This is a genomic window from Limnohabitans lacus, from assembly GCF_030053395.1.
Lineage (GTDB): Bacteria > Pseudomonadota > Gammaproteobacteria > Burkholderiales > Burkholderiaceae_C > Limnohabitans_A > Limnohabitans_A lacus.
This window is the reverse complement of the sequence record NZ_JASGBH010000007.1, coordinates 77,774-97,828: the sequence shown is the minus strand read 5'-3', so window position 1 is coordinate 97,828 and position 20,055 is coordinate 77,774. Positions and strand designations below refer to the sequence as shown.

The window sequence follows — 20,055 nt, the reverse complement described above, 5'->3', positions numbered from 1 at the left end:
CAACACCATGGGATTGAGCACACACGTTTTGGACACCATGCACGGCTGCCCCGCTGCCGGCATGCAAGTGGCGCTGTACACCACGCAAGGCGAGCAGGCCACCTTGGTCAAAAGCTTCACCCTGAACCACGATGGCCGTAACCCCGACGGCATGCTGTACGACCACGCCAGCTTGCGCAAAGGCACTTACCGCTTGGTCTTTGATGTGGCGGGCTACTTCAAGGCCAAGGGCGTCGAACTGCCCGAGCCGAACTTCTTGAACAAAGTCAGCCTCGACTTTGGCGTGGCCCACGAAGACCAGCACTACCACGTGCCGCTGTTGGCCAGCCCGTGGAGCTATTCGACTTATCGCGGCTCTTGAGCCCCATTGACACCACACAAGGACAACCCATGCCCACCTCCATCACCACTGCAGCTGACTTGAGTGCCGAGCAATTGGCGGCTTGCCAGCCGATTGAGCAGTATTTTTTGGGCCACGCGCGAGACGATGCCGCCCACATGCGCCAGGCATTTTTGCCAACTGCGCACATTGAATCGATCAAAGAAGGGACTTTCACATCGTGGCCCTTAGACTTTTACTGTGAGCGCTTCAAAGGCCAAGCCGCAGCAGACGAAGCCAGCCGCCAGCGCCGCATCGACTGGGTTGAAGTCACCGGCACCGCAGCGTGTGCACGCGTGACCTTGGTACACGGCGCGACCACGTTTGTGGATTACTTTGTGCTCCTCCAGACCGCCGAAGGTTGGAAGATTGCCAACAAGGCTTTTCACGGCCAACCGACCTGATGGCCAAGACCTCCGGTGCTTCCAATCACGGGTTTGTGACTGCAGTTTGAAGACCTATGGATGACCAAAAATCAAAAAAGGGGTCAGAACCCGGTTGATCCATTGGAAAAAAACGCACGTCTTTGCTCGGGGGTCTTTAAAATCGGGCTTCTACCGTTTATTTACCCATTCCCCCCTGCACCATGACCCAAGTCACCAACACTGTGCGTTTTGTGCTCGACGGCCAAATTGTCGAAGCCCAAGGCGAGCGCCGCACCACCACTGTTTTGGACTACCTGCGAGAGCAGCTCCACCGCACCGGCAGCAAAGAAGGCTGCGCCGAAGGCGATTGCGGCGCCTGTGTGGTCATGGTCGGTGAGCTCAATGCCGCAGGCACGGGCGTGGACTATGTGGCCACCAACGCTTGCATCCAGTTGTTGCCCTCGCTGGACGGCAAATCGGTCAAGACGATTGAGAGCCTTAAAAAAGCCGACGGCACCATGCACCCGGTGCAAGAAGAAATGGTCAAGTGCCACGGTTCGCAGTGCGGTTTTTGCACGCCTGGCATCGTGATGAGCTTGGTGAACCTGGTGCAGGTTTTGCCCATGCCCAATCGCCAGCAGATCACAGATTCATTGAGCGGCAACCTGTGCCGCTGCACCGGCTACAAGCCGATCATCGAGTCGGCTACCAAGGCCTGCGCCAAGCCGCAAGCCTTGAAGCTGGACGACAGCGCCGATGTGCCACTGCTCAAAGAAATCAAACGCGCCAGCGTGCCGACGCTCAGCCTGGATGGCGACATCATCGTGCAGCCCGTGGTGCGTACCAAGAAGGGCAACGAGTTCGTTTCGCCTGCAACGATCGCCGAAGTGGCCGATTACTTGGTCAAGAACCCCACCACCACACTGCTTGCAGGCAGCACCGAAATCGGTCTGCAGGTGAACAAGCAGTTCGCACGTCCTGACCACATCATGTATTTGGGCAATGTGGCCGAGCTGCGCCAAATCCAAGACACCGGCAAGGTTTGGCGCATTGGCGCGGCCGTGTCCTTGACGCAAGTCGAAACCTTGATCGCCAAGGCCTACCCCGACTTTGCCGAAGTGCTGCGCCGCTTTGGTTCGCCCCCCATCCGCTCCACGGCGACGCTGGCGGGCAACATCGCCAACGGCTCGCCCATCGGCGACTCCATGCCTTGCTTGCTGGCCTTGGGTGCCAACTTGGTGCTGCGCCGGGGTGACAAAACCCGCAACGTCTTGCTGGAAAACTTCTACACCGGCATGAAGAAAAACGTGATGGAGCCCGGTGAGTTCATCGAAGCGGTCGAGTTGGCCAAGCCCGTGGCGGGCCAAGTGTTCCGCGCCCACAAGGTGAGCAAGCGTTTTGAGCAAGACATCTCGGCCACCTGCGCGGCCATCAGCTACACACTGCAAGGCGGCAAGTTGAGCGGCGTGAAACTGGCCTACAACGGCCTGAGTCCATTCCCAGCGCGTGCGCCTAAGTTGGAATCCGTGCTCGAAGGCAAGGCACCAGCCGATGTGACATCGGCTGATTTGGATGCCGCGATTGCCGCGAGCTTCACCGCGCGCGACGGCTTGCGTGCCACATGGGCTTACCGCGCTTTGGTGGCCCGTAACCTGGCCTTGGAATTCATCGAAGAACAGAAAGAGGTGGCTTGAATGAACGCTCCTACCGCACTCAAAAACCTGCTGCCTGTGTCAGGCGTTCAGCAAGGCACCGACGTGGTCCACGAGTCCGCGCACTTGCATGTGACCGGCTCGGCCACTTACATCGACGACATCCCTGAACACGCGGGCACCTTGTATGCCGCGCTCATCTTGTCGCCCGTGGCGCATGGCGAGTTGATTGGCGACGGCATTGACCGCGAAGCCATCCTCAAAGAGCACGGCGTGGTGGCGGTCTATACCGCCAAAGACATTCCCGGCGAAAACAACTGCGGCCCCATCGTGCACGATGACCCGTTCCTGGCCGCAGGCAAGGTCGAGTTTGTGGGCCAGGCTGTGGCCGTGGTCGTGGCGCGCAACATGCTCTATGCCCGCGAAGCCGCCCACAAAGCCCAAGTCTTGGTGAAAGAGCTCAAGCCGATTTTGACGGTGGAAGAGGCCATGGAGGCGGGCAGCTTCATCATGCCGCCCAAAGGCATCACACGCGGTGACGCCGCGGCTGCCATTGCCCAAGCGCCCCACAAGATCAAGGGCACGACCCGCACCGGCCAGCAAGAGCAGTTTTACCTCGAAGGCCAGATCACCTACGCGGTGCCCAAAGAAGACGGCCAGCTGACCCTGTACGTGTCGACCCAGCACCCCGACGGCAACCAGCGCGAAGCCGCGCACGCCTTGAATTTGCACACCAACGACGTCGAAGTGATTTGCCGCCGCATGGGTGGTGGCTTTGGCGGCAAAGAAGGCAACGCCAGCATCTTCAGCCAAAGCGCCGCCTTGGCCGCACACAAGCTGGGCAAGCCGGTCAAGCTGCGCGTGAACCGCGATGACGACATGACCATCACCGGCAAGCGCCACGATTTCCGCATCGACTACGAAGTGGGCTTTGACGACAACGGCCGCGTCTTGGGCGCGGACATCACGCTCATGTCGCGCTGCGGCTACAGCACCGATTACTCCGGTCCTGTGAACGACCGCGCTTGCCTGCACATCGACAACACCTACCACCTGCCCGCACTCAAGCTGGTGAGCCACCGCTGCAAAACCAACACCCAAAGCGCCACCGCTTTCCGGGGTTTCGGCGGCCCCCAAGGCATGTTCGGCATCGAAACGGTGATGGACGAGATCGCGATGACCTTGGGCAAAGACCCCCTGGAAGTGCGCAAGCTCAACCTCTACAAAGACCCCGCCATCAGTGGCACGCCCGACACCATGACCACCCAATACAACCAGCTCATCGAAGACTGGGTGGGTGACAAGGTGATCGCGCAGGTCGAGCAGGAATCCCAATACGCTGAGCGCCGCGCTCAGGTGAAAGCCTTCAATGCCAAGAGCAAAACCCGCAAGCGTGGTTTGTCGCTCGTGCCTTTGAAGTTCGGTATCAGCTTCACGGCCACCCACTTGAACCAAGGCGGCGCGCTGCTGGTGGTTTACATGGACGGCTCGGTGAGCTGTAACCACGGCGGCACCGAAATGGGCCAGGGCCTCAACACCAAGATGGCACAGGTGTGTGCCGATGGTTTGGGCATCAGCGTGGACCATGTGCGCATCACCGCCACCGACTCGCAAAAAGTGCCCAACGCTTCGGCCACCTCGGCTTCGAGCGGTGCCGACATCAACGGCGCGGCCATCATGAACGCCACAGCGCAAATGCGTGAGCGCTTGAAGCCCGTGGCCGCACGCATGCTGGGTTGTGCCGAAAGCGATGTGACCTTCGCCAACAACGAAGTCCACGGCGGCGGCAAAGCCGTCAAGTGGGCCGACGTGACCAAGCAAGCGTGGCTCGACCGTGTGGGCTTGTCGGTCACGGGCTTTTACATGACGCCCGAAATCAAATACGACTTCACCACTTTGAACGGCCGTGCTTTCTATTACTACTGCTACGGCGCTGCCGTGAGCGAAGTGGAGATCGACACCCGCACCGGCGAGTGGTGGCTCAAAGCCGTGGACATCGTGCATGACGTGGGCCGCAGCATCAACCCCGCATTGGACAAAGGTCAGATCGAAGGCGCGTTTGTGCAAGGCATGGGATGGCTCACCATGGAAGAGTGCATCTGGGACAAGAAGGGCAAGCTGCTCACGCACGGCCCCAGCACTTACAAGATCCCCGTGGCGGGCGACATCCCTGAGCACTTCAAGGTGTCGTTGTTTGAAAACCAGAACAACAAGCCCACGCCTTTCAACAGCAAGGCCACGGGCGAACCACCTTTGATGTTGGGCCTGTCGACCTTCTTTGCCCTGCGCGATGCGGTGGCTGCCAGCGCCGACCACAAAGCCGTGGTGCACATGGACGCACCGGCCACGCCTGAGCGCATCTTGATGGCTTGCGAAAGCGTCAAGGCCCAAGCGGGTCTGTGAGCTGAACACGGCTCTTCTCAAGCGCCGCCTGGTGGTCCATCAGGCGGCCTTTTTCTTGGGCCTTAGCAAAAGGACTTCATGCCCATTGCTGCGCTGATTTTTGACCTGGATGGCACGCTGGTGGACAGCGAAGCGCCCGGCCTGGATGTGCTGCACCAGATGGCGGCAAACCTGGGTGCGCCGTGGGGCCGCGAAGAGATGCATGCGTGCTTTGGCGGGGTGCCCATGGCGCGTTGCGTCAGCACCATCGCTGCGCATGTGTCGCCGCAGCACCAGCCGCTCGATGAGGTGGCTTTTCTCAAGCAACTGCGCCTGAACATGGCCACACGCTTTCGCGAAGGCTTGGACGAAATCTCTGGTGCGACCTCTTTGTTGCAGGCATTGCAGGCACGTCACATGCCTTTTGCCATCGGCACCAACGGCCCCCGCGAAAAAGCAGAGATCACTTTGGGCATCACCGGCTTGAGGCCCTATTTTGGCGAGCGTTTGTTTTGCGCGCCCGAGGTGGGCAGCTTCAAGCCCGAGCCGGGTTTGTTTTGGCATGCCGCAGCCGCCTTAGGGATAGCGCCTTCAGCCTGTGGGGTGGTGGAAGACAGTTTGCCCGGCCTGCAAGCGGGCCTTGCTGCGGGCATGGAGGTTTTCAGCCTGCACCCCCGTCAGGGCTTGCCCGCCGAAGTCGCCGAGCGCGTGCATTTCATCGCCGACTTGCACGCTTTGAGTGCTTGGCTCGACTGATCTTTCAGTCCTGGCCTTCGGTCAGGGTGTCCAGCTGGAACTTGCCGCTCTTGTGCCACAGCCAGGTGTCGGTGTAGGTAACCTGGCTCAGATTTTTGGGGGCGGGGTAGGGGGCCGCGGCCTTGACCATGCGCTCGATCTCGGCCATGACCTCGGGCGCATGCTTGGGGGCCCGCTTCCAGCTCAGGGCTTTGACTTGCCCTTGGCGGTCGATGTCCACATCCAGCACGCCCACGGCTTTCAACATGGGGGGCATGCGGCCTTTGAAGATGCGGTCCTTGTTCAAGACATACAAATGACCTGCGGCGTCTTTGCGGTACTCTTTGGGCGTCACGGTTGTGACGGGTGCCGCTGCCTGGGGTTTGGCTTCGGGCAGATCCGGCCAGCTTTGGCTGGAGTAGCCAGTGGGTGGTTTGGCGCGGTCTGTGGTGCATCCGCTGAGCAAGGCCAGGCCCGCTGCGCCCAAGCCCATCAGGGCGGTGACGATGGCTTTAGGGGTGGTGCGCAATGTCTTCACTTGCAGGTCCTTGGTCGTTGGCATACTCGGTGTTTACAGATCAATTGTGTCACTGACGCACCCCGGTGTGAATCGACCGGCGCAGAAATGGAAATCTCACGTGAATTGGATGGAATTGTCATTGCAGCAACTGGCCACAGCGTCGGGGGTGTTGGTCACCGTGTTGGCCACCCAGGGCTCGGTGCCACGCGGCCCAGGCACCCGCATGGTGGTGTTTGCACAGGGCGAGCTGGGCACCATCGGTGGCGGTCACCTGGAGTTTCAGGCCATCGCCCATGCCCGCCTGCTGCTGGCCGGGCAAACCGAAGTCACCGAGCTGCGCCACGTCTTGGGCCCCAGTTTGGGGCAGTGCTGCGGCGGTGCGGTGGCCTTGCAGTTCGAGCGGGTGAGCGCTGACGATGTGCCCCGCCTGACAGCGCAGCTCAGGCCCGAGCGCACGCCGCTGGCGCTGTTTGGCGGCGGCCATGTGGGCAAAGCCTTGGTCAAAACACTGGCCCCTTTGCCTTTTGCGGTGCGCTGGGTGGACAGCCGTGACGAGATCTTCCCGCCCGATGTGCCAGACGGCGTGGACTGCGAGCACTCCAACCCGGTGCAGGCTGCGGTGGCCGATTTGCTGCCCGGCAGCCGCGTGTTGATCATGAGCTTCAGCCATGCCGAAGACCTGGACGTGGTGGTCGCTTGCCTCAAGCGTCTGCGCGAGCGGGGCGATTTGCCCTTTGTGGGCCTGATCGGCAGCAAAACCAAATGGGCCACCTTCCGCCACCGGCTGGAAGACCGGGGCTTTGGTGCCGACGAAATCGCGCAAATCACCTGCCCCATCGGGGTGCCGGGCATCGCCGGCAAAGAGCCCGAAGTCATCGCCGTGGCGGTCGCGGCACAACTCTTGCAAACGCTTTAAACCCAGCGCTCTGGTTTTCCCTGAGGACTTCGGGGTTAGAGGCGCTGGATTCGCAAGTCAAAACTGTATACACTTCGGTGCACTGGTCGCAGCGGCGCTGGAAACCCTCGGGTTTCATGTTCGCGACCGAATGATCGCTCACAGGGCCCGCGGTGGTGAGATGGTCGGAGATCCTTCATGGAAACGTATCTGCTGGAATGGGCCAATCTTTTGCTGCGATGGGTGCACGTCATCACCGCCATCGCCTGGATTGGCTCTTCGTTTTACTTTGTCTTTCTGGACAACAACCTGCAAAAACCCAACTCGCCCGACCTGCTCGAAAAAGGCGTGGGTGGCGCGATGTGGGCAGTGCACGGCGGTGGTTTTTACAACCCGCAAAAGTACATGGTGGCGCCCAAGAAAATCCACACCAAGTTGCACTGGTTTTATTGGGAAAGTTATTCCACTTGGCTGAGCGGTTTTGCGCTGTTCACCGTGCTGTACCTCTATAACGCGGGCACCTTCCTCATCGACAAATCGCTGATGGACTGGTCCCCTGTGGTGGCGGGTTCTACAGCGGTGGGTTTTTTGGCGGCCTTCTGGATCGTTTATGACGTGGTTTGCCGCGTGTTCGGCTTCCGCAAAAACGGTGAGCTGATCGTCGCTGGCTTGATGATCGTGGTCATCGCGTTCGCGTCCTGGTTGGCCAACCAGCTGTTTGCGGGCCGTGCAGCCTTTTTGCTGGTGGGCGCCATGATCGCCACCGCCATGAGCGCCAACGTGTTCTTCTGGATCATCCCTGGCCAGCGCAAAGTGGTGGCCGCCATGACCAGTGGCGAAGCCTATGACGCCAATGCCTTGGCCATCCACGGCAAGCGCGGCAAACAACGCAGCGTGCACAACACCTATTTCACGCTGCCGGTCATCTTCGCGATGCTGAGCAACCACTACAGCTTCTTGTACACGCACGAACACCGCTGGGTGCTCTTGTTTGTGATGATGTTTGCGGGTGCTTTGATCCGTCAGTTCTTTGTGCAACGCCATGCCTTCCACCTGGGCCGCGCGGCCAATCCTTGGCCATTTGCGGCCGTGGGTGTGGTGCTGATTGCGGGCGTCATCGTGGCCTTGAAGCCTGCAGCGCCTGTGGCATCAGCCGCCCCGGCAGCGCCTGTGGCCTTTGCGCAAGTCAAAACCGTGATCGAGCAGCGCTGCTACAGCTGCCACGGCGAGCAGGTGCAAATGAAAAACGTCCGCCTGGACAGCCCGGAGTTGATCAAGCAGCACGCGCAAAACGTCTACCAGCAAGTGGTGGTCAGCAAGCAAATGCCCATGAACAATGCCACGGGTATCACCGACGAGGAACGCGCCCTGATCGGGCGTTGGTTCCAGTCGGGTGCCAAGGTCGACTGAGTCTTGTCACGCGGCGAGGCAGTCGCCAGAGTTACTTGGAATCTGGTTGACCCTCTTGGTATGACCATCGGATGGGTATAAATTTTGATGCAGCAGGTCCCTCCGGGCTCGGCTGTAAAAATCAAAAGGAGACACCCATGTTCAATCGCTCGCGTCGTACTTTGGTGGCCAGCGCTGTTGCTGGCCTGGCTTGTTTTGCAGCTGCATTGCCCGCAGCCGCCCAGAATTACCCCACCCGTCCGATCACCATGATCGTGCCTTGGGGTGCAGGCGGTGGTACCGATGCGGTGGCCCGCATCGTGGCCAGCTTGCTCGAAAAAGACCTGGGTCAACCTGTGACCGTCGTCAACCGCACCGGCGGCAGCGGTGTGGTGGGCCATGCGGCCATCGCCTCGGCCCCTGCAGATGGCTACACCATCGGTCTGGCCACCGTTGAAATCGGCATGATGCATTGGCAAGGACTGACCCCATTAACGGGCGCTTCCTACACCCCTATTGGATTGGTCAATGCTGATCCAGCGGGCATTCAGGTGCGTGCCGATGCGCCCTATAAAAACGTCAACGACTTGCTCGCTGCCATCAAGGCCAACCCCGGCAAGTTCAAAGCATCGGGCACAGGCCAGGGCGGCATCTGGCATTTGGCCATCGCTGGCTTGCTGCTCGATCAAAAAATCGACCCCGCCGCATTGCCTTGGGTGCCCAGTAACGGCGCTGCACCAGGCTTGCAGGACATGGTCGCTGGTGGCGTCGAAGTGGCGCCCGTCTCATTGCCCGAAGCGCGTTCGTTGATCGACGCTGGCAAGGTCAAGAGCCTGGCCATCATGGATGCCAAACCCTCGACGCTGTACCCCAATGTGCCCACTTTGAAGTCAGCGACCGGCAGCAACTGGACCATGGCGGCGTGGCGTGGTGTGCTGGCACCCAAAGGTTTGCCCGCACCCATTCAGACCAAGTTGGCCGATGCTGTGCGCAAGGCCGTGGCCAGCAAAGAGTACAACGACTTCATGACCAGCCGTGGCCTGGGTGTGATCTACGGCGGGCCTGACGACATGGCCAAGTTCATGGCCAAGTCCGATGCGGAAATGGGCGTGACCATGAAGGCTGTGGGCCTGGTCAAGTAAGACAGCCCATGAAAATCAACGACGCTTTTTGGGGCGTCTTGCTCATGGCCTTGGGCGCTGCGGTGCTCTGGGCTGTGCGCGGCTACCCCAACATTCCGGGTCAGCCGGTCGGACCCGCTTTGTTTCCGGGCCTGATTGCGGTGGGCCTGTGTGCCGGCGGCGCCGTGCTGGTCTGGCAAGGCTGGCGTGACCGAGCCCACGGTCCTTGGCTGGCTTGGGAAGATTGGGTTCGATCGCCACGGCATGCACGGGCCTTGGCCGTGTTGTTGGGCGCGGTCGTTTTCTACATCTTGGTGTCGGATGAGCTGGGGTTTTTGATCACGGCCATGTTGATGCTGTTGGCGCTTTTCAGATCCTTGCAAGTCACATGGGGCCGTTCGGTTTTTTGGGCGATGGTGGCCACTTTGGTGGTTCACTTTGCTTTTTATAAATTGCTGCGTGTGCCCTTGCCCTGGGGCATCTTGACGCCGTTGGCCTGGTAACAGGCTTTGCCACTTTCAACACCGACCGTCTGAGGAGTCTTATCCCATGTGGACAGCCATTGGCCAAGCTTTTTCGATGGTGTTTGAGCCCTACACCTTGATGGTGATGGTGCTCGCCTCCTTGTACGGTCTGTTCGTCGGGGCGGTGCCGGGCTTGACCGCCACCATGGCCACGGCTTTGCTGGTGCCGGTGACCTTCTTCATGCCGCCGATCCCTGCGGTGGCGGCCATGGTCACGGCCACGGCGATGGCCATCTTTTCAGGCGACATCCCGGGTTGTTTGCTGCGCATTCCCGGCACGCCCGCATCGGCCGCCTATACCGACGAGGCCTATGCCATGACACGCAAGGGGCAAGCGGAGAAAGCGCTGGGTGCGGGCCTGGTGTTTTCGGCTGTGGGGGGGCTGTTTGGCACGGTGGTGCTGATCGTCGCTGCCCCCGCCTTGGCTGACTTTGCACTGAACTTCAGTTCCTTCGAATACTTTTGGCTGGTGCTGCTGGGCCTGACTTGCGCGGTCTTCATCACCACCGGTTCGCCGGTCAAGGGGCTGATGATGCTGTTCTTGGGCTTGCTGGTGGCTTGCGTGGGCTTGGGTAACCCGGCTGGTTTTCCTCGGTTTACCTTTGGCAACACCGAAATGTCGGGCGGCATTGGCATGATCGCCATGATGATTGGCATGTTCGCCATCTCCGAAATCATCCGCTACGTGGTGGACACCAGTCCCCCGGCCGAGTTGGTGGTGGAAGAGGTGGGTGGTGTGCTCAAGGGCCAATGGGCGCTGGCCAAAAAATACCCCAAACAAATTTTGCGGGGCAGCGTGCTGGGCACAGCCGTGGGTGCGTTGCCCGGTGCCGGAGCCGACATCGCCGCCTGGATGTCTTACGCCATGAGCAAGAAGTTTTCCAAGGAGCCTGAGAAATTTGGCACCGGGCATGTGGAGGGCATTGTGGAGTCGGGCTCGGCCAACAACAGTGCCCTGGCGGGTGCTTGGATTCCGGCCTTGGTGTTTGGCATTCCGGGCGACTCGATCACGGCGATCGTGATTGGCGTGCTCTACATGAAAAACATGAATCCCGGCCCAACCTTGTTCACCACCAATCCGCAAAACATCTATGCCGTGTTTTTGCTTTTCATTGTGGCCAACCTCATCATGATTCCCTTAGGCATTTTGTGCATCAAGGTGGCCAAACGCATTTTGAAGGTGCCGCGTGAAATCCTCATGCCCATGATCTTGCTGTTTTGTGTGGTGGGCACGTTTGCCATCAACAACTCGGTGTTTCAGGTGGGTGTGATGCTGGTGGCGGGCATCCTGGCTTATGTGCTGGAGGCCAATGAATTCCCGGTGGCACCGGCGATTTTGGGCGTGGTTCTGGGTGGCATGCTGGAGGAAAACTTCATCACCTCGATGATCAAGTCCAACGGCGATTTGAGTGCGTTTGTGTCGCGACCGATTGCACTGGCGTTGGCCATCTTGACCGCGCTGGTCTGGTTGACGCCCTTGTTGCTGAAAGCCTTGCGCAAACCAGCACATGCTGCTTGACGCATTCCTTTTGGACAAACGTTATCAGCTGCAACCCGGCCTAAGCGCCGGGTTGTTTTTTTAAAGGGCTGAGGGCGCTGCCACCTTGAGTTTGTCGGCCCAAGGCAAGAGCATGGGCATGATGTTCGGGTACAGCGTCACGCCTTGGCTGGCGCTGCTGGCCTTGAGCTTCAGGCCCCGCTCACCCGGTGTGCGCACCCAGGTGCTCGCTTGTGCTGGGCGCGATGCATGGCACTGGCGTGAGACTTCGTCCATTTGCAGGTTGAAGGCGTCTGCGCCCGCAAACGCACGCGGATCGATGATTTGCAAAAACACCGTGGCGCCCCAACCCTCGGGGGCATCGGCGCGGCCATGGCCGGCCAGGCCGCCGGTCAAAGCTTCGACCATCCAGCTCAGGCCATAGCCTTTGTGCCCCGAATCCATGCCGCCCAGCGGCAAGATCGTGCCCTTGGGTTCGTTGAACAGCACAGCCGGGTCTCGGCTGGGTTGGCCGTGGCCGTCCATCACCCATTCGGCGGGCAGCAGGCCACCCTCTTTGTGCAGGCGATTGGTCATGCCGTTGGTGGTGGATGAGGTGGACACATCGATCAGCACCGGCAGCCCCGAAGTGGGAATGCCCACCGACATGGGGTTGGGCGTGAACACCGGGTCCAGCCCGCCAAAGGGGGCGATGCTGGCGGCGTTGGGGTCCGAGCAGTGCAAGAGCATCATGAGCCCTTGGTCCGTCACCCGCTGGTGGTAAGCCGCCAGGCAGGCAATGTGGTGGCTGCGCCGAATGACCACGGTGCCCGTGCCTTGTGTGCGGGCCCGCTGCGTGGCCAGGTCGATGGCCTTGAGCACCAGCCAAGGGCCTGGCAAGCGCTGGCCGTCCCAAGTCACGGCGGCTGGGTGGTCAGACACCACCAAGGGCTCACCGTCTTTGCGCATCTTGCCCGACTCCAGTTCGGCCAGATATGGCGCCAGCAAAGCCAGGCCATGGGTGGTGTGGCCCAGCAAGTCGCCTTCCAGCAAGACATCGGCCACGGCTTGCGCCTTGTCCGGCGGCAGGCCTGCAGATTGCAACAATTGATCGGCAAAAGCCAAGAGGTCAGAAGCGGCGTAGTTCATGGGCTTCATCATAAAAACAAGCCTGCCAGGCCCTGTCACGCTGCGGACTCGCGACGAAATCCAAGCTCTATAACCACCAAGCCACGGCATACGGAATCAGCATTGCCCCCGCGATGCCATGCAGCCCCATGCCCAGACTGGCATAGGCCCCAGCCTCGGCGTTCACGCTGAAAGCGCGTGAGGTGCCAATGCCGTGCGCGGCCACGCCCAGGGCAAAGCCGCGTTGCCACCATGGAGTGACCCGCAGGGCGTCGAGCACATAGCGGCCCAGCACTGCGCCCAAGATGCCGGTGCTGACGGCAAAGATGGCGGTCAGGGTGGGCGAGGCTTGCACGCGCTCGGCAATGCCCATGGCAATCGGCGCGGTGACCGATTTGGCCACCAAGCCGCGCACCAAGGATTCGTCCACACCCAACCAACGCGCCACCCCCACGGCCGTCAGCACCGAGGTGATGCCACCCGCCAGCAGCGACAGCAGCAACACCCCCATGCGCCCCTTGAGCGAGGCAAAGCCTTTGTAAATCGGAATGGCCAGCGACACCGTGGCCGTGCCCAGCAAGAAGTGCACAAACTGTGCGCCTTCAAAGTATTGCGCATAGGGCATGTCGATCACACTGATGCCGATGCACACCACGACCACCGCAATCAACACAGGGTTGGCCAGCGGGTTGCGCTGGCTGCGCTCGTACAAGGTCAGGCCCAGCAGGTAAGCGCTGAGCGTGAGCACCAAGGCCAGCAGCGGGCTGCCCGAGAGGTAGACCCAAATGTCGGAGATGGGCGGCAGGGTGTTGTTCACGGCGCACTGTCCTTGTTGGCGAACAGTTTGAGCACCAAGGCGGTGACCGCCACGGTGGCCACCACGCTCAGCACCAGCGCCGCCGTGATGGCCCAGGCGTTGGCTTGCAACAGGGGCAAATACAGCACCACGCCCACCGAGGCGGGAATGAACAACAGCCCCAGGTGCTGCAAGATGCCGCTGCCCACCAGGTCCATGGAAGCTGGAACATGGCCGCGCAGGGCCAAAAACACCAGCAGCAACACCAAACCCAACACCGGGCCGGGGATGAAGGGCAGTGCGAACTTGGAGAGCAGCTCGCCAAGAGCCTGAAACAGGAAGAGTTGAACGAGACCTTGGATCATGGCCTCAGTGTAGGACAGCGAATTGGGCTTGCTCAGTGTTAACAGTTGTGACCTGAGCGAACAACTTGCTCCTTGAAGGACGGCAAAGAGTCTTGGCATCTTCGGCATGCGCATTGGCGCGATCCGATGGTGACGCTTCGCGCCCCAACGGCGACCATCACGGCATTCGAAACACATTCACGAACGGAGTTTTTCATGGCATCTACATACCCCGCAAAACAAGTGGCCCTCGTTACCGGCGCTTCATCCGGCATGGGCAAAGAAACGGCCAAGCGGCTGCTGCAAGAGGGCTTGGTGGTTTACGTCGCGGCGCGTCGTTTGGCCCAAATGGAAGACCTGCAGGCCTTGGGCGCGATACCGCTGCAAATGGACATTTCGGTAGACGCCGACATCGTCGCCACCGTGAACACCATCGAGTCAAGCCATGACGGCATCGACGTGTTGGTGAACAACGCGGGCTTTGGCATGTACGGCGCGATGGAGGATTCAACCTTGTCCGATGCCCGCTACCAATTTGAAGTCAACCTGTTTGGCATGGCGCGGCTCACGCAATTGGTGCTGCCGCACATGCGCCGCCAAGGGGCGGGCAAGGTCATCAACATCTCGTCCATGGGCGGCAAGATCTACACCCCGCTGGGCTCTTGGTACCACGCCACCAAGCACGCGGTAGAAGGCTGGAGCGATTGCTTGCGCCTCGAGCTGGCGCCCTTTGGCATCCACGTGGTGATCATCGAGCCCGGTGTGATTGCCACCGAATGGGGCGGTGTGATGCTCGAGCCCATGCTGGCGCGTTCGGGCCAAGGCCCTTACTGCGCCATGGCGCAGGGCATGGCCAAGGCCATGCGCAGCACCTATGCCAAAGCGGGTGCCGCCTCGCCGCCTTCGGTGGTGGCCGATGCCATACTGCAGGCTGTGCGTTCGCGCCGACCCCAAACCCGCTACGTCATCGGCAAAATGGCCAAGCCCTTGATGTTCATCCGCAAGTATTTCGGGGACCGTATCTTTGATATGACCATCATGAGCCAAGCCAAGTAAGCCCAATCCACAGAACACGCCAGAAAGCCCCCACCGTGAAACAGGCCACACGCTTTGCCGTGCAAATGAGCTGGAAACTGCTCATCCTCGACATGGGTTACGCCCCGTCCGATGTGCTGAGCCTGGCGCGGCTGCCGGGCGACCTGTTTGCGCGCCCGGGCGCGAGCTTGTCGCCCGCGCAGTACTTTGACCTGTGGCGCGGACTGGAGCAAGCCGCAGGCCATGACGAACTCGCCCTGAAGCTCGCGCAGGTCATGTCGGTCGAGGCCTTTGACCCGGCCCTGTTCGCCTGCCTGTGCAGCCCCGACCTGAACACCGCGCTGCAGCGGCTGGCGCATTACAAACGCTTGATCGGCCCCTTGCACATGGAGGTTGACATCCGCGCAGACCGCACGCAGGTCTCACTCCGCTGCTACGGGAGCACCGCACCGATTCCCCGCAGTCTGGGTGTCTCGGAGCTGGTGTTCTTCACGCAACTGGCTCGGCTGGCCACGCGTGAGCGGATCGAGCCCTTGGCGGCCTCTGTACCGGATTTGCCTTTGAAACTTGCACCCTATCAAGCCTATCTGGGCTGCGCCTTGGGGGCCTCTGAACAGATCCTGATCGCCTTTTCTGCGGACGATGCGCGTCGGCCTTTCTTGACCGACAACATGGCCATGTGGGCGGCGTTTGAGCCGGGTCTGAAGCAACGGCTTTCCGAACTCGATGCACAAGCGAAGATGCGCGAGCGCGTCAGGGCCGTGTTGTTGGAGACGCTGCCCGCAGGCATCAGCAGCATCGACGCGGTGGCCAAGCGTTTGGCCCTGAGCAAGCGTTCCTTGCAGCGCCAACTGGCCGACGAGTCGGTGGGTTTTCAGGAACTGCTCAGCGAGGTGCGGCAAGAGCTGGCGCGGCATTACCTGAGCCGCACCGACATTTCAGCCGGAGAGATTTCGTGGCTGCTGGGCTTTCAGGAAAGTAACTCTTTCATTCGGGCCTTCAGAAGCTGGACGGGCACCACGCCTGCAGCCTATCGGCTGGGGCGCGTGGGCATGGACGCCCAGTGGCATTGAGGGGCACAGAACATGAACACGGGAGACCTGCACATGGTGAAAGACATGACGGATTATTTTGTCGGGGAGAAGCAAGAAAGCGTGCTCTTCAACTTGGCGGCCTTGATGGCCATAGGCCTGGCGCTTTGGCTGTGGACCCATGGCCACCGCCTGCGCTGGATGTCGCTGCCTTTGGTGGTGGTGGCGCTGATGCAGCTGGTGGTCGGTGTCACCATTTTTGCGCGCACCGATGCACAACTGGCCAATCTCAGAACCCAACTCGTGAGCGCACCAGCCGAGTTCAAACAAGCCGAAACCGCGCGCATGCAAACGGTGATGGCCAATTTCAAGCTGTACAAAAGCGTTGAGCTGGCCCTGCTCGTGCTCGGGGCCTGCCTGATCGCGTTCTTCTCCAAATCGGACGCGGCCACCGCGATTGGCATCGGGCTTGTGGTGCAGGCTGGCTTCACGCTGGCGCTGGACTTGTTTGCCGAGTCGCGTGGGGAGGCTTATTTGAGGGCGCTGGCAGACATGGCCAACTAGCTCAGTTCACACCCAAAGCCAGCTGCAAAGCCAGTTGGTTGTGCCGCTCGATCAGAGGCCCCATGTCCACGGTGGTGATCTCACCTTCGCGTACCACCACGCGTCCGTTGACGATGGTGTAGTCGGCGTTGTCGCTGGCGCACAGCAAGAGCGCCCCCACCGGGTCGTGCACCGCGCCGCCCGCCATGCTCAGCGTGTCGGTGCGGAACATGGCGATGTCAGCGCAAAAACCTGCTTTGATTTGCCCCAGCTCGTGGGCGCGGCCCAGCACCTCGGCGCCGCCGCGTGTGGCCAAGCGCAGGGCGTCGCGGGGTGTCATCTCGGCGGGGCCGTGGTCGCAGCCGAAAGGTTCTAAGGCCCGGCCCACACGCGCCAACAACATGGCCTGACGGGCTTCGTTCAGCAAATGCGCCGCATCGTTGCTGGCGCTGCCGTCCACGCCCAGGCCAATGGGCACGCCCGCGTCGAGCATTTTGCGCAAGGGCAAGATCCCGCTGGACAGGCGCATATTGCTGCACGGGCAGTGGGCAATGCCGGTTCGTGTGCGTGCAAACAGGTAAGTGCCTTCTTCGTCGAGCTTCACGCCATGCGCGTGCCACACGTCGTCGCCCACCCAACCCAAATCCTCGGCGTATTGCGCGGGGGTGCAGTTGAACTTTTCGCGGGTGTAGGCGATGTCGTGGTCGTTTTCGGCCAGGTGGGTGTGCAGGCGCACGCCATGGGCGCGGGCCAGTTTGGCCGCTTCGCGCATCAGGTCTTGGCTCACGCTGAAGGGCGAGCAGGGGGCCACGGCCACGTGCGTCATCGAGCCGTAGCTCGTGTCATGCCAAGTCTCGATCAGCCGCTGGGTTTCTTTCAAGATGGCGGGCTCTTGCTCGACCACGCTGTCGGGCGGCAGTCCGCCTTGGCTTTCGCCCACGCTCATGCTGCCGCGTGTGGCCGTGAATCGCATGCCGATGCTGTGCGCCGCTTCGATGCTGTCGTCCAGCCGCACGCCGTTGGGGTAGATGTAGAGGTGGTCACTGCTTGTGGTGCAGCCGCTCAACAACAGCTCGGCCATGGCCACCTGGCCTGAGACCCGCACCATCTCGGGTGTGAGGCCCACCCAGATCGGGTAGAGGCCTTGAAGCCAAGAAAACAGCTCGGCGTTTTGCACCCCCGGAATCGCCCGCGTGAGCGACTGGTACATGTGGTGGTGCGTGTTGATCAGGCCCGGCACCATCACATGGCGGCGGGCGTCGATGACTTCGTCCACTTGCGTGAGCAGTTCGTCGATGTTCTCGGTCGCGGGGATGATGCGTTGGATGCGGCCATCGCGGATCAGGAGCGAGGCGTCTTTCAGTTCTGTGTTGACATCGTCCATGGTGGCGATGCAGCGGGCGCGGTGAATGAGCAGTGTGGTCATGGACTTGTCCTGGTCTAGGGTGAAACAAGTCGCGGCCGAATCCCCTGGCCCCCGTGCACACAGGGGAGGGCGAGCACCACGTTGCCGCGCGTCCCGGGCTGTGCAGTGGACAGATTTTAAGGGGGGGCGATTTGAGGGGCAGTTATGCAGCGATTGCGGTCAACGATCGTCGCAAACGGCGCTGCAGCTATCGGCCAAAAGCAGAAATCAAAAACCGTTAGTCGAATGTTGACTTCAGTCGGTGAATCAGACATCTCCATGTGTGATCGGCTGAACTATAGTGCGACGAAAGATCAAGGAGGTTTCCTATGAAAGAAGTATCGTCCGGTGTAGTTGTCGAAAGCCGCATGGAGCATCGCCCTGTACCAAAGCACTGGGGGGAAAGCGAGCTAACGAAATTCTTGGCACATCTAGAACAGCAGATACTCGCATCGTTCGCTGGTCTTCCAGAGTGGTTTGACATCTTGATTCGGATAGATCAATCTGTAACCGAGAAGGCTCCTACTTTTTTTCATGAAATCGATCCGCCGCGGCGAACCTCAGTGAAACTCTTTATGCGCTGCTTCGGGACGTACCGTGCGGCAGTTCGACTTTCTGTTAGCGGCCAACTATTCGAGGCAACCGTCCTCATGAGATCTTTGCTCGAATGCGCAGTGTATGCGTGGGTATGCAGCGTTTCAGACGTGCATAGAAGGGCATGGGAAGAAAGGGGTGATGGCGAAGAAGGGCGAAAGATGTCGAGAAAGCTCTTTCAATGGAGAGATCTATTGAGCCTGCTGGAGGGTGCCAACAAGGACTTAGCAGCAAGGATTTCCGAAATGTATGACCAGCTTATTGACTATGGCGCCCATCCGAATGTGGACGGTCTTGCACTGAGTTCAGATGTCAAGCATTTGGGTCATGACAAATACGAGATCATCACTGTGTTTGCTCATGGCCGCGAAGCTGTATTGCTAGCCATACTCGATCTGCTAAGGTGCATGCACTATGTGTGTCAATTGTTGTTCATGGTGATCAAAGAGCGTCTTCAGATTTTGGGCCTAGACGCCGAATTTCTCAAAACGTCAGAATTGATTCACGAGTTGATCGGCAAGCTTGAAGCCGAGCAAAAAATGAAAGTTGCCTAGGTCATTTGTGCTCTGGCCATGGCGGCTCCTTTCTGTGGAGCGGGCTCTCGTCCCGAAGCCGCAGAAGTCGAAAATGGGTCGGCTGCTGACGATCAATGAACCAATACGGTAGTCCGCTCACAGCCTTAATCGGACACTTCCAGGTTCGTCCCACAGCCACTCCGCAAAGCAATTGAACTCAGTCTGCGGTGCGTGGAGTGACTGGTTGACCAACAATGGAGCCTCCGCCCTTTTCAAGGCTTGGCTGGCCTGAACGCTTCCGCGACAAAGTCCACAAACGCCCGCACTCGCGCCGCCGATTTGTGCTGCGCCGGGTAGACTGCATAAATGTCGGCATCAGGCGTGCGGTGCTGCGGCAGCACCTGCACCAGCTGGCCTTTGGCCAAGTGTTCGCGGATGTCCCATTCGGCGCGCAGCAAGATGCCGTGGCCGTCCAGCGCCCATTGCACCGCGATGCTGCCGTCGTTGGTGGTCAGGTTGCCACGGGTCTTGACGGTCTCGGTTTTGCCCGAGCGTCCCCGTGTGAGCTTGATCACGCCATAGGCTTCGCCGCCTTGGCGGATGCTGATGAAGTTGTGCCGCGCCAGATCGGCCGGGCTTTTGGGTTCGCCGTGCTGCGCGATATAAGCCGGTGAGGCGCACAGCAATCGCTGGTTGTCTGCGATCTTGCGGGCGATGACGCGTGTGTCGGGCGGCGGGCCAAAGCGGATGCACACATCAAAAGCGTCGTCGGTCAGGGCGGGCGGGTCCACCGACAACTGCAGTTGCACGTCGACCTGCGGGTGGTGCTGCGCAAAGCGGCTGATCAGCGGACCCATGTGGCTGCGGCCAAAGCCCAGTGTGGCATTCACGCGCAAGAGGCCGCTGGGCGTGGAGCGGCTGGCGCCCAGTTGTTGTTCCAGATCGGCCATCTCGGCCAGGATGCTGCGGGCGTGGCGCAGCATGGTTTCGCCTTCCACCGTGAGGCTCATGCGGCGCGTGGTGCGGTTGAGCAGCGGCACCCCCAGGCGCGACTCCATGTGCGACAGGCGTTTGCTCACGGCGGCCGTGGTGATGCGCATCTCGCGGGCAGCGGTGCTCAGGCTCCCGGCCATGGCCAGTGCCGAAAAAAAGCCCAGATCGGCGGCTTGCAGACGTGCTTGCATTGTTGATCTCAGGTTAACAATGGCTTGAATTTTAGGATTTT

Annotated in this window: 20 protein-coding genes; 14 read left to right on the top strand and 6 right to left on the bottom strand. The window is 60.5% G+C overall.

All coding sequences use genetic code 11. The annotated features are described in order from the left end of the window. The first annotated feature begins 7 nt into the window (after positions 1–7). The 5 genes from uraH to QLQ16_RS10495 all read left to right on the top strand — a co-directional run bounded on the left by uraH (position 8) and on the right by QLQ16_RS10495 (position 5,534). The gene (uraH, locus tag QLQ16_RS10515; RefSeq protein ID WP_108287030.1) at positions 8–361 is read left to right on the top strand and encodes a hydroxyisourate hydrolase; all 354 of its coding nucleotides are present in this window, start codon (positions 8–10) and stop codon (positions 359–361) included. A 29-nt stretch (positions 362–390) separates the two neighbouring features. Beyond that, a complete protein-coding gene (locus QLQ16_RS10510; protein WP_283224645.1) occupies positions 391–783 on the top strand; it encodes a nuclear transport factor 2 family protein in 393 nt (130 codons plus the stop codon). 182 nt (positions 784–965) lie between these two features. After that, entirely contained in the window at positions 966–2,438 is a 1,473-nt protein-coding gene (xdhA, locus tag QLQ16_RS10505) for a xanthine dehydrogenase small subunit (protein ID WP_283224644.1), read from the top strand. After that, a complete protein-coding gene (gene xdhB, locus QLQ16_RS10500; RefSeq protein WP_283224643.1) occupies positions 2,439–4,799 on the top strand; it encodes a xanthine dehydrogenase molybdopterin binding subunit in 2,361 nt (786 codons plus the stop codon). Positions 4,800–4,877: 78 nt separating this feature from the next. Further along, entirely contained in the window at positions 4,878–5,534 is a 657-nt protein-coding gene (locus QLQ16_RS10495; protein ID WP_283224642.1) for an HAD family hydrolase, read from the top strand. Between the two features lie 4 nt (positions 5,535–5,538). On the opposite strand, the gene QLQ16_RS10490 is transcribed toward QLQ16_RS10495, so the two are convergent. After that, positions 5,539–6,075 carry a hypothetical protein gene (locus QLQ16_RS10490; RefSeq protein ID WP_283224641.1) on the bottom strand — a complete coding sequence of 179 codons (537 nt, stop codon included), beginning with the start codon at positions 6,073–6,075 and terminating at the stop codon, positions 5,539–5,541. Between the two features lie 85 nt (positions 6,076–6,160). Here QLQ16_RS10490 and xdhC point away from each other — a divergent pair, with 85 nt between their 5' ends. The 5 genes from xdhC (at position 6,161) to QLQ16_RS10465 (ending at position 11,481) form a co-directional block, all read left to right on the top strand. Continuing rightward, on the top strand, positions 6,161–6,949 hold the full coding sequence (gene xdhC / locus QLQ16_RS10485) for a xanthine dehydrogenase accessory protein XdhC (RefSeq protein WP_283224748.1): 789 nt from the start codon (positions 6,161–6,163) through the stop codon (positions 6,947–6,949). A 177-nt stretch (positions 6,950–7,126) separates the two neighbouring features. After that, positions 7,127–8,338, top strand: coding sequence for a urate hydroxylase PuuD (locus tag QLQ16_RS10480; protein ID WP_283224640.1), 1,212 nt, complete (start codon positions 7,127–7,129; stop codon positions 8,336–8,338). A gap of 137 nt (positions 8,339–8,475) precedes the next feature. Continuing rightward, positions 8,476–9,459, top strand: coding sequence for a tripartite tricarboxylate transporter substrate binding protein (locus QLQ16_RS10475; protein ID WP_283224639.1), 984 nt, complete (start codon positions 8,476–8,478; stop codon positions 9,457–9,459). A gap of 8 nt (positions 9,460–9,467) precedes the next feature. Next, complete coding sequence (locus QLQ16_RS10470) at positions 9,468–9,941, top strand: tripartite tricarboxylate transporter TctB family protein (protein WP_283224638.1); 474 nt, start codon at positions 9,468–9,470, stop codon at positions 9,939–9,941. Between the two features lie 46 nt (positions 9,942–9,987). Next, a complete protein-coding gene (locus QLQ16_RS10465; protein ID WP_283224637.1) occupies positions 9,988–11,481 on the top strand; it encodes a tripartite tricarboxylate transporter permease in 1,494 nt (497 codons plus the stop codon). A gap of 60 nt (positions 11,482–11,541) precedes the next feature. Here QLQ16_RS10465 and QLQ16_RS10460 read toward each other — a convergent pair whose 3' ends face one another. The 3 genes from QLQ16_RS10460 to QLQ16_RS10450 form a co-directional block, all read right to left on the bottom strand. Further along, on the bottom strand, positions 11,542–12,588 hold the full coding sequence (locus tag QLQ16_RS10460; protein ID WP_283224636.1) for an Ldh family oxidoreductase: 1,047 nt from the start codon (positions 12,586–12,588) through the stop codon (positions 11,542–11,544). A gap of 67 nt (positions 12,589–12,655) precedes the next feature. Further along, positions 12,656–13,384 carry an LrgB family protein gene (locus QLQ16_RS10455; protein WP_283224635.1) on the bottom strand — a complete coding sequence of 243 codons (729 nt, stop codon included), beginning with the start codon at positions 13,382–13,384 and terminating at the stop codon, positions 12,656–12,658. Further along, positions 13,381–13,728: a CidA/LrgA family protein gene (locus QLQ16_RS10450; protein ID WP_283224634.1), complete on the bottom strand. Its 348-nt coding sequence runs from the start codon at positions 13,726–13,728 to the stop codon at positions 13,381–13,383. The genes QLQ16_RS10455 and QLQ16_RS10450 overlap by 4 nt, the downstream gene beginning before the upstream one ends. 195 nt (positions 13,729–13,923) lie before the next feature. Here QLQ16_RS10450 and QLQ16_RS10445 point away from each other — a divergent pair, with 195 nt between their 5' ends. From QLQ16_RS10445 to QLQ16_RS10435, 3 genes are read left to right on the top strand one after another with little or no spacing between them, the layout of a single operon-like run. Then, positions 13,924–14,763, top strand: a complete 840-nt coding sequence (locus QLQ16_RS10445) for an oxidoreductase (RefSeq protein WP_283224633.1) — start codon at positions 13,924–13,926, stop codon at positions 14,761–14,763. A gap of 35 nt (positions 14,764–14,798) precedes the next feature. Further along, entirely contained in the window at positions 14,799–15,815 is a 1,017-nt protein-coding gene (locus QLQ16_RS10440) for an AraC family transcriptional regulator (RefSeq protein ID WP_283224632.1), read from the top strand. A gap of 12 nt (positions 15,816–15,827) precedes the next feature. Further along, positions 15,828–16,337: a hypothetical protein gene (locus QLQ16_RS10435; RefSeq protein WP_283224631.1), complete on the top strand. Its 510-nt coding sequence runs from the start codon at positions 15,828–15,830 to the stop codon at positions 16,335–16,337. A 1-nt stretch (position 16,338) separates the two neighbouring features. Here QLQ16_RS10435 and QLQ16_RS10430 read toward each other — a convergent pair whose 3' ends face one another. Beyond that, positions 16,339–17,742, bottom strand: a complete 1,404-nt coding sequence (locus QLQ16_RS10430; RefSeq protein ID WP_283224630.1) for an 8-oxoguanine deaminase — start codon at positions 17,740–17,742, stop codon at positions 16,339–16,341. Between the two features lie 308 nt (positions 17,743–18,050). Here QLQ16_RS10430 and QLQ16_RS10425 point away from each other — a divergent pair, with 308 nt between their 5' ends. Continuing rightward, positions 18,051–18,869 carry a hypothetical protein gene (locus QLQ16_RS10425; protein WP_283224629.1) on the top strand — a complete coding sequence of 273 codons (819 nt, stop codon included), beginning with the start codon at positions 18,051–18,053 and terminating at the stop codon, positions 18,867–18,869. 233 nt (positions 18,870–19,102) lie between these two features. On the opposite strand, the gene QLQ16_RS10420 is transcribed toward QLQ16_RS10425, so the two are convergent. Then, positions 19,103–20,014 (bottom strand): LysR family transcriptional regulator, encoded by a 912-nt coding sequence (locus QLQ16_RS10420; RefSeq protein ID WP_283224628.1) that lies wholly within the window; start codon positions 20,012–20,014, stop codon positions 19,103–19,105. Between the last annotated feature and the right edge of the window lie 41 nt (positions 20,015–20,055).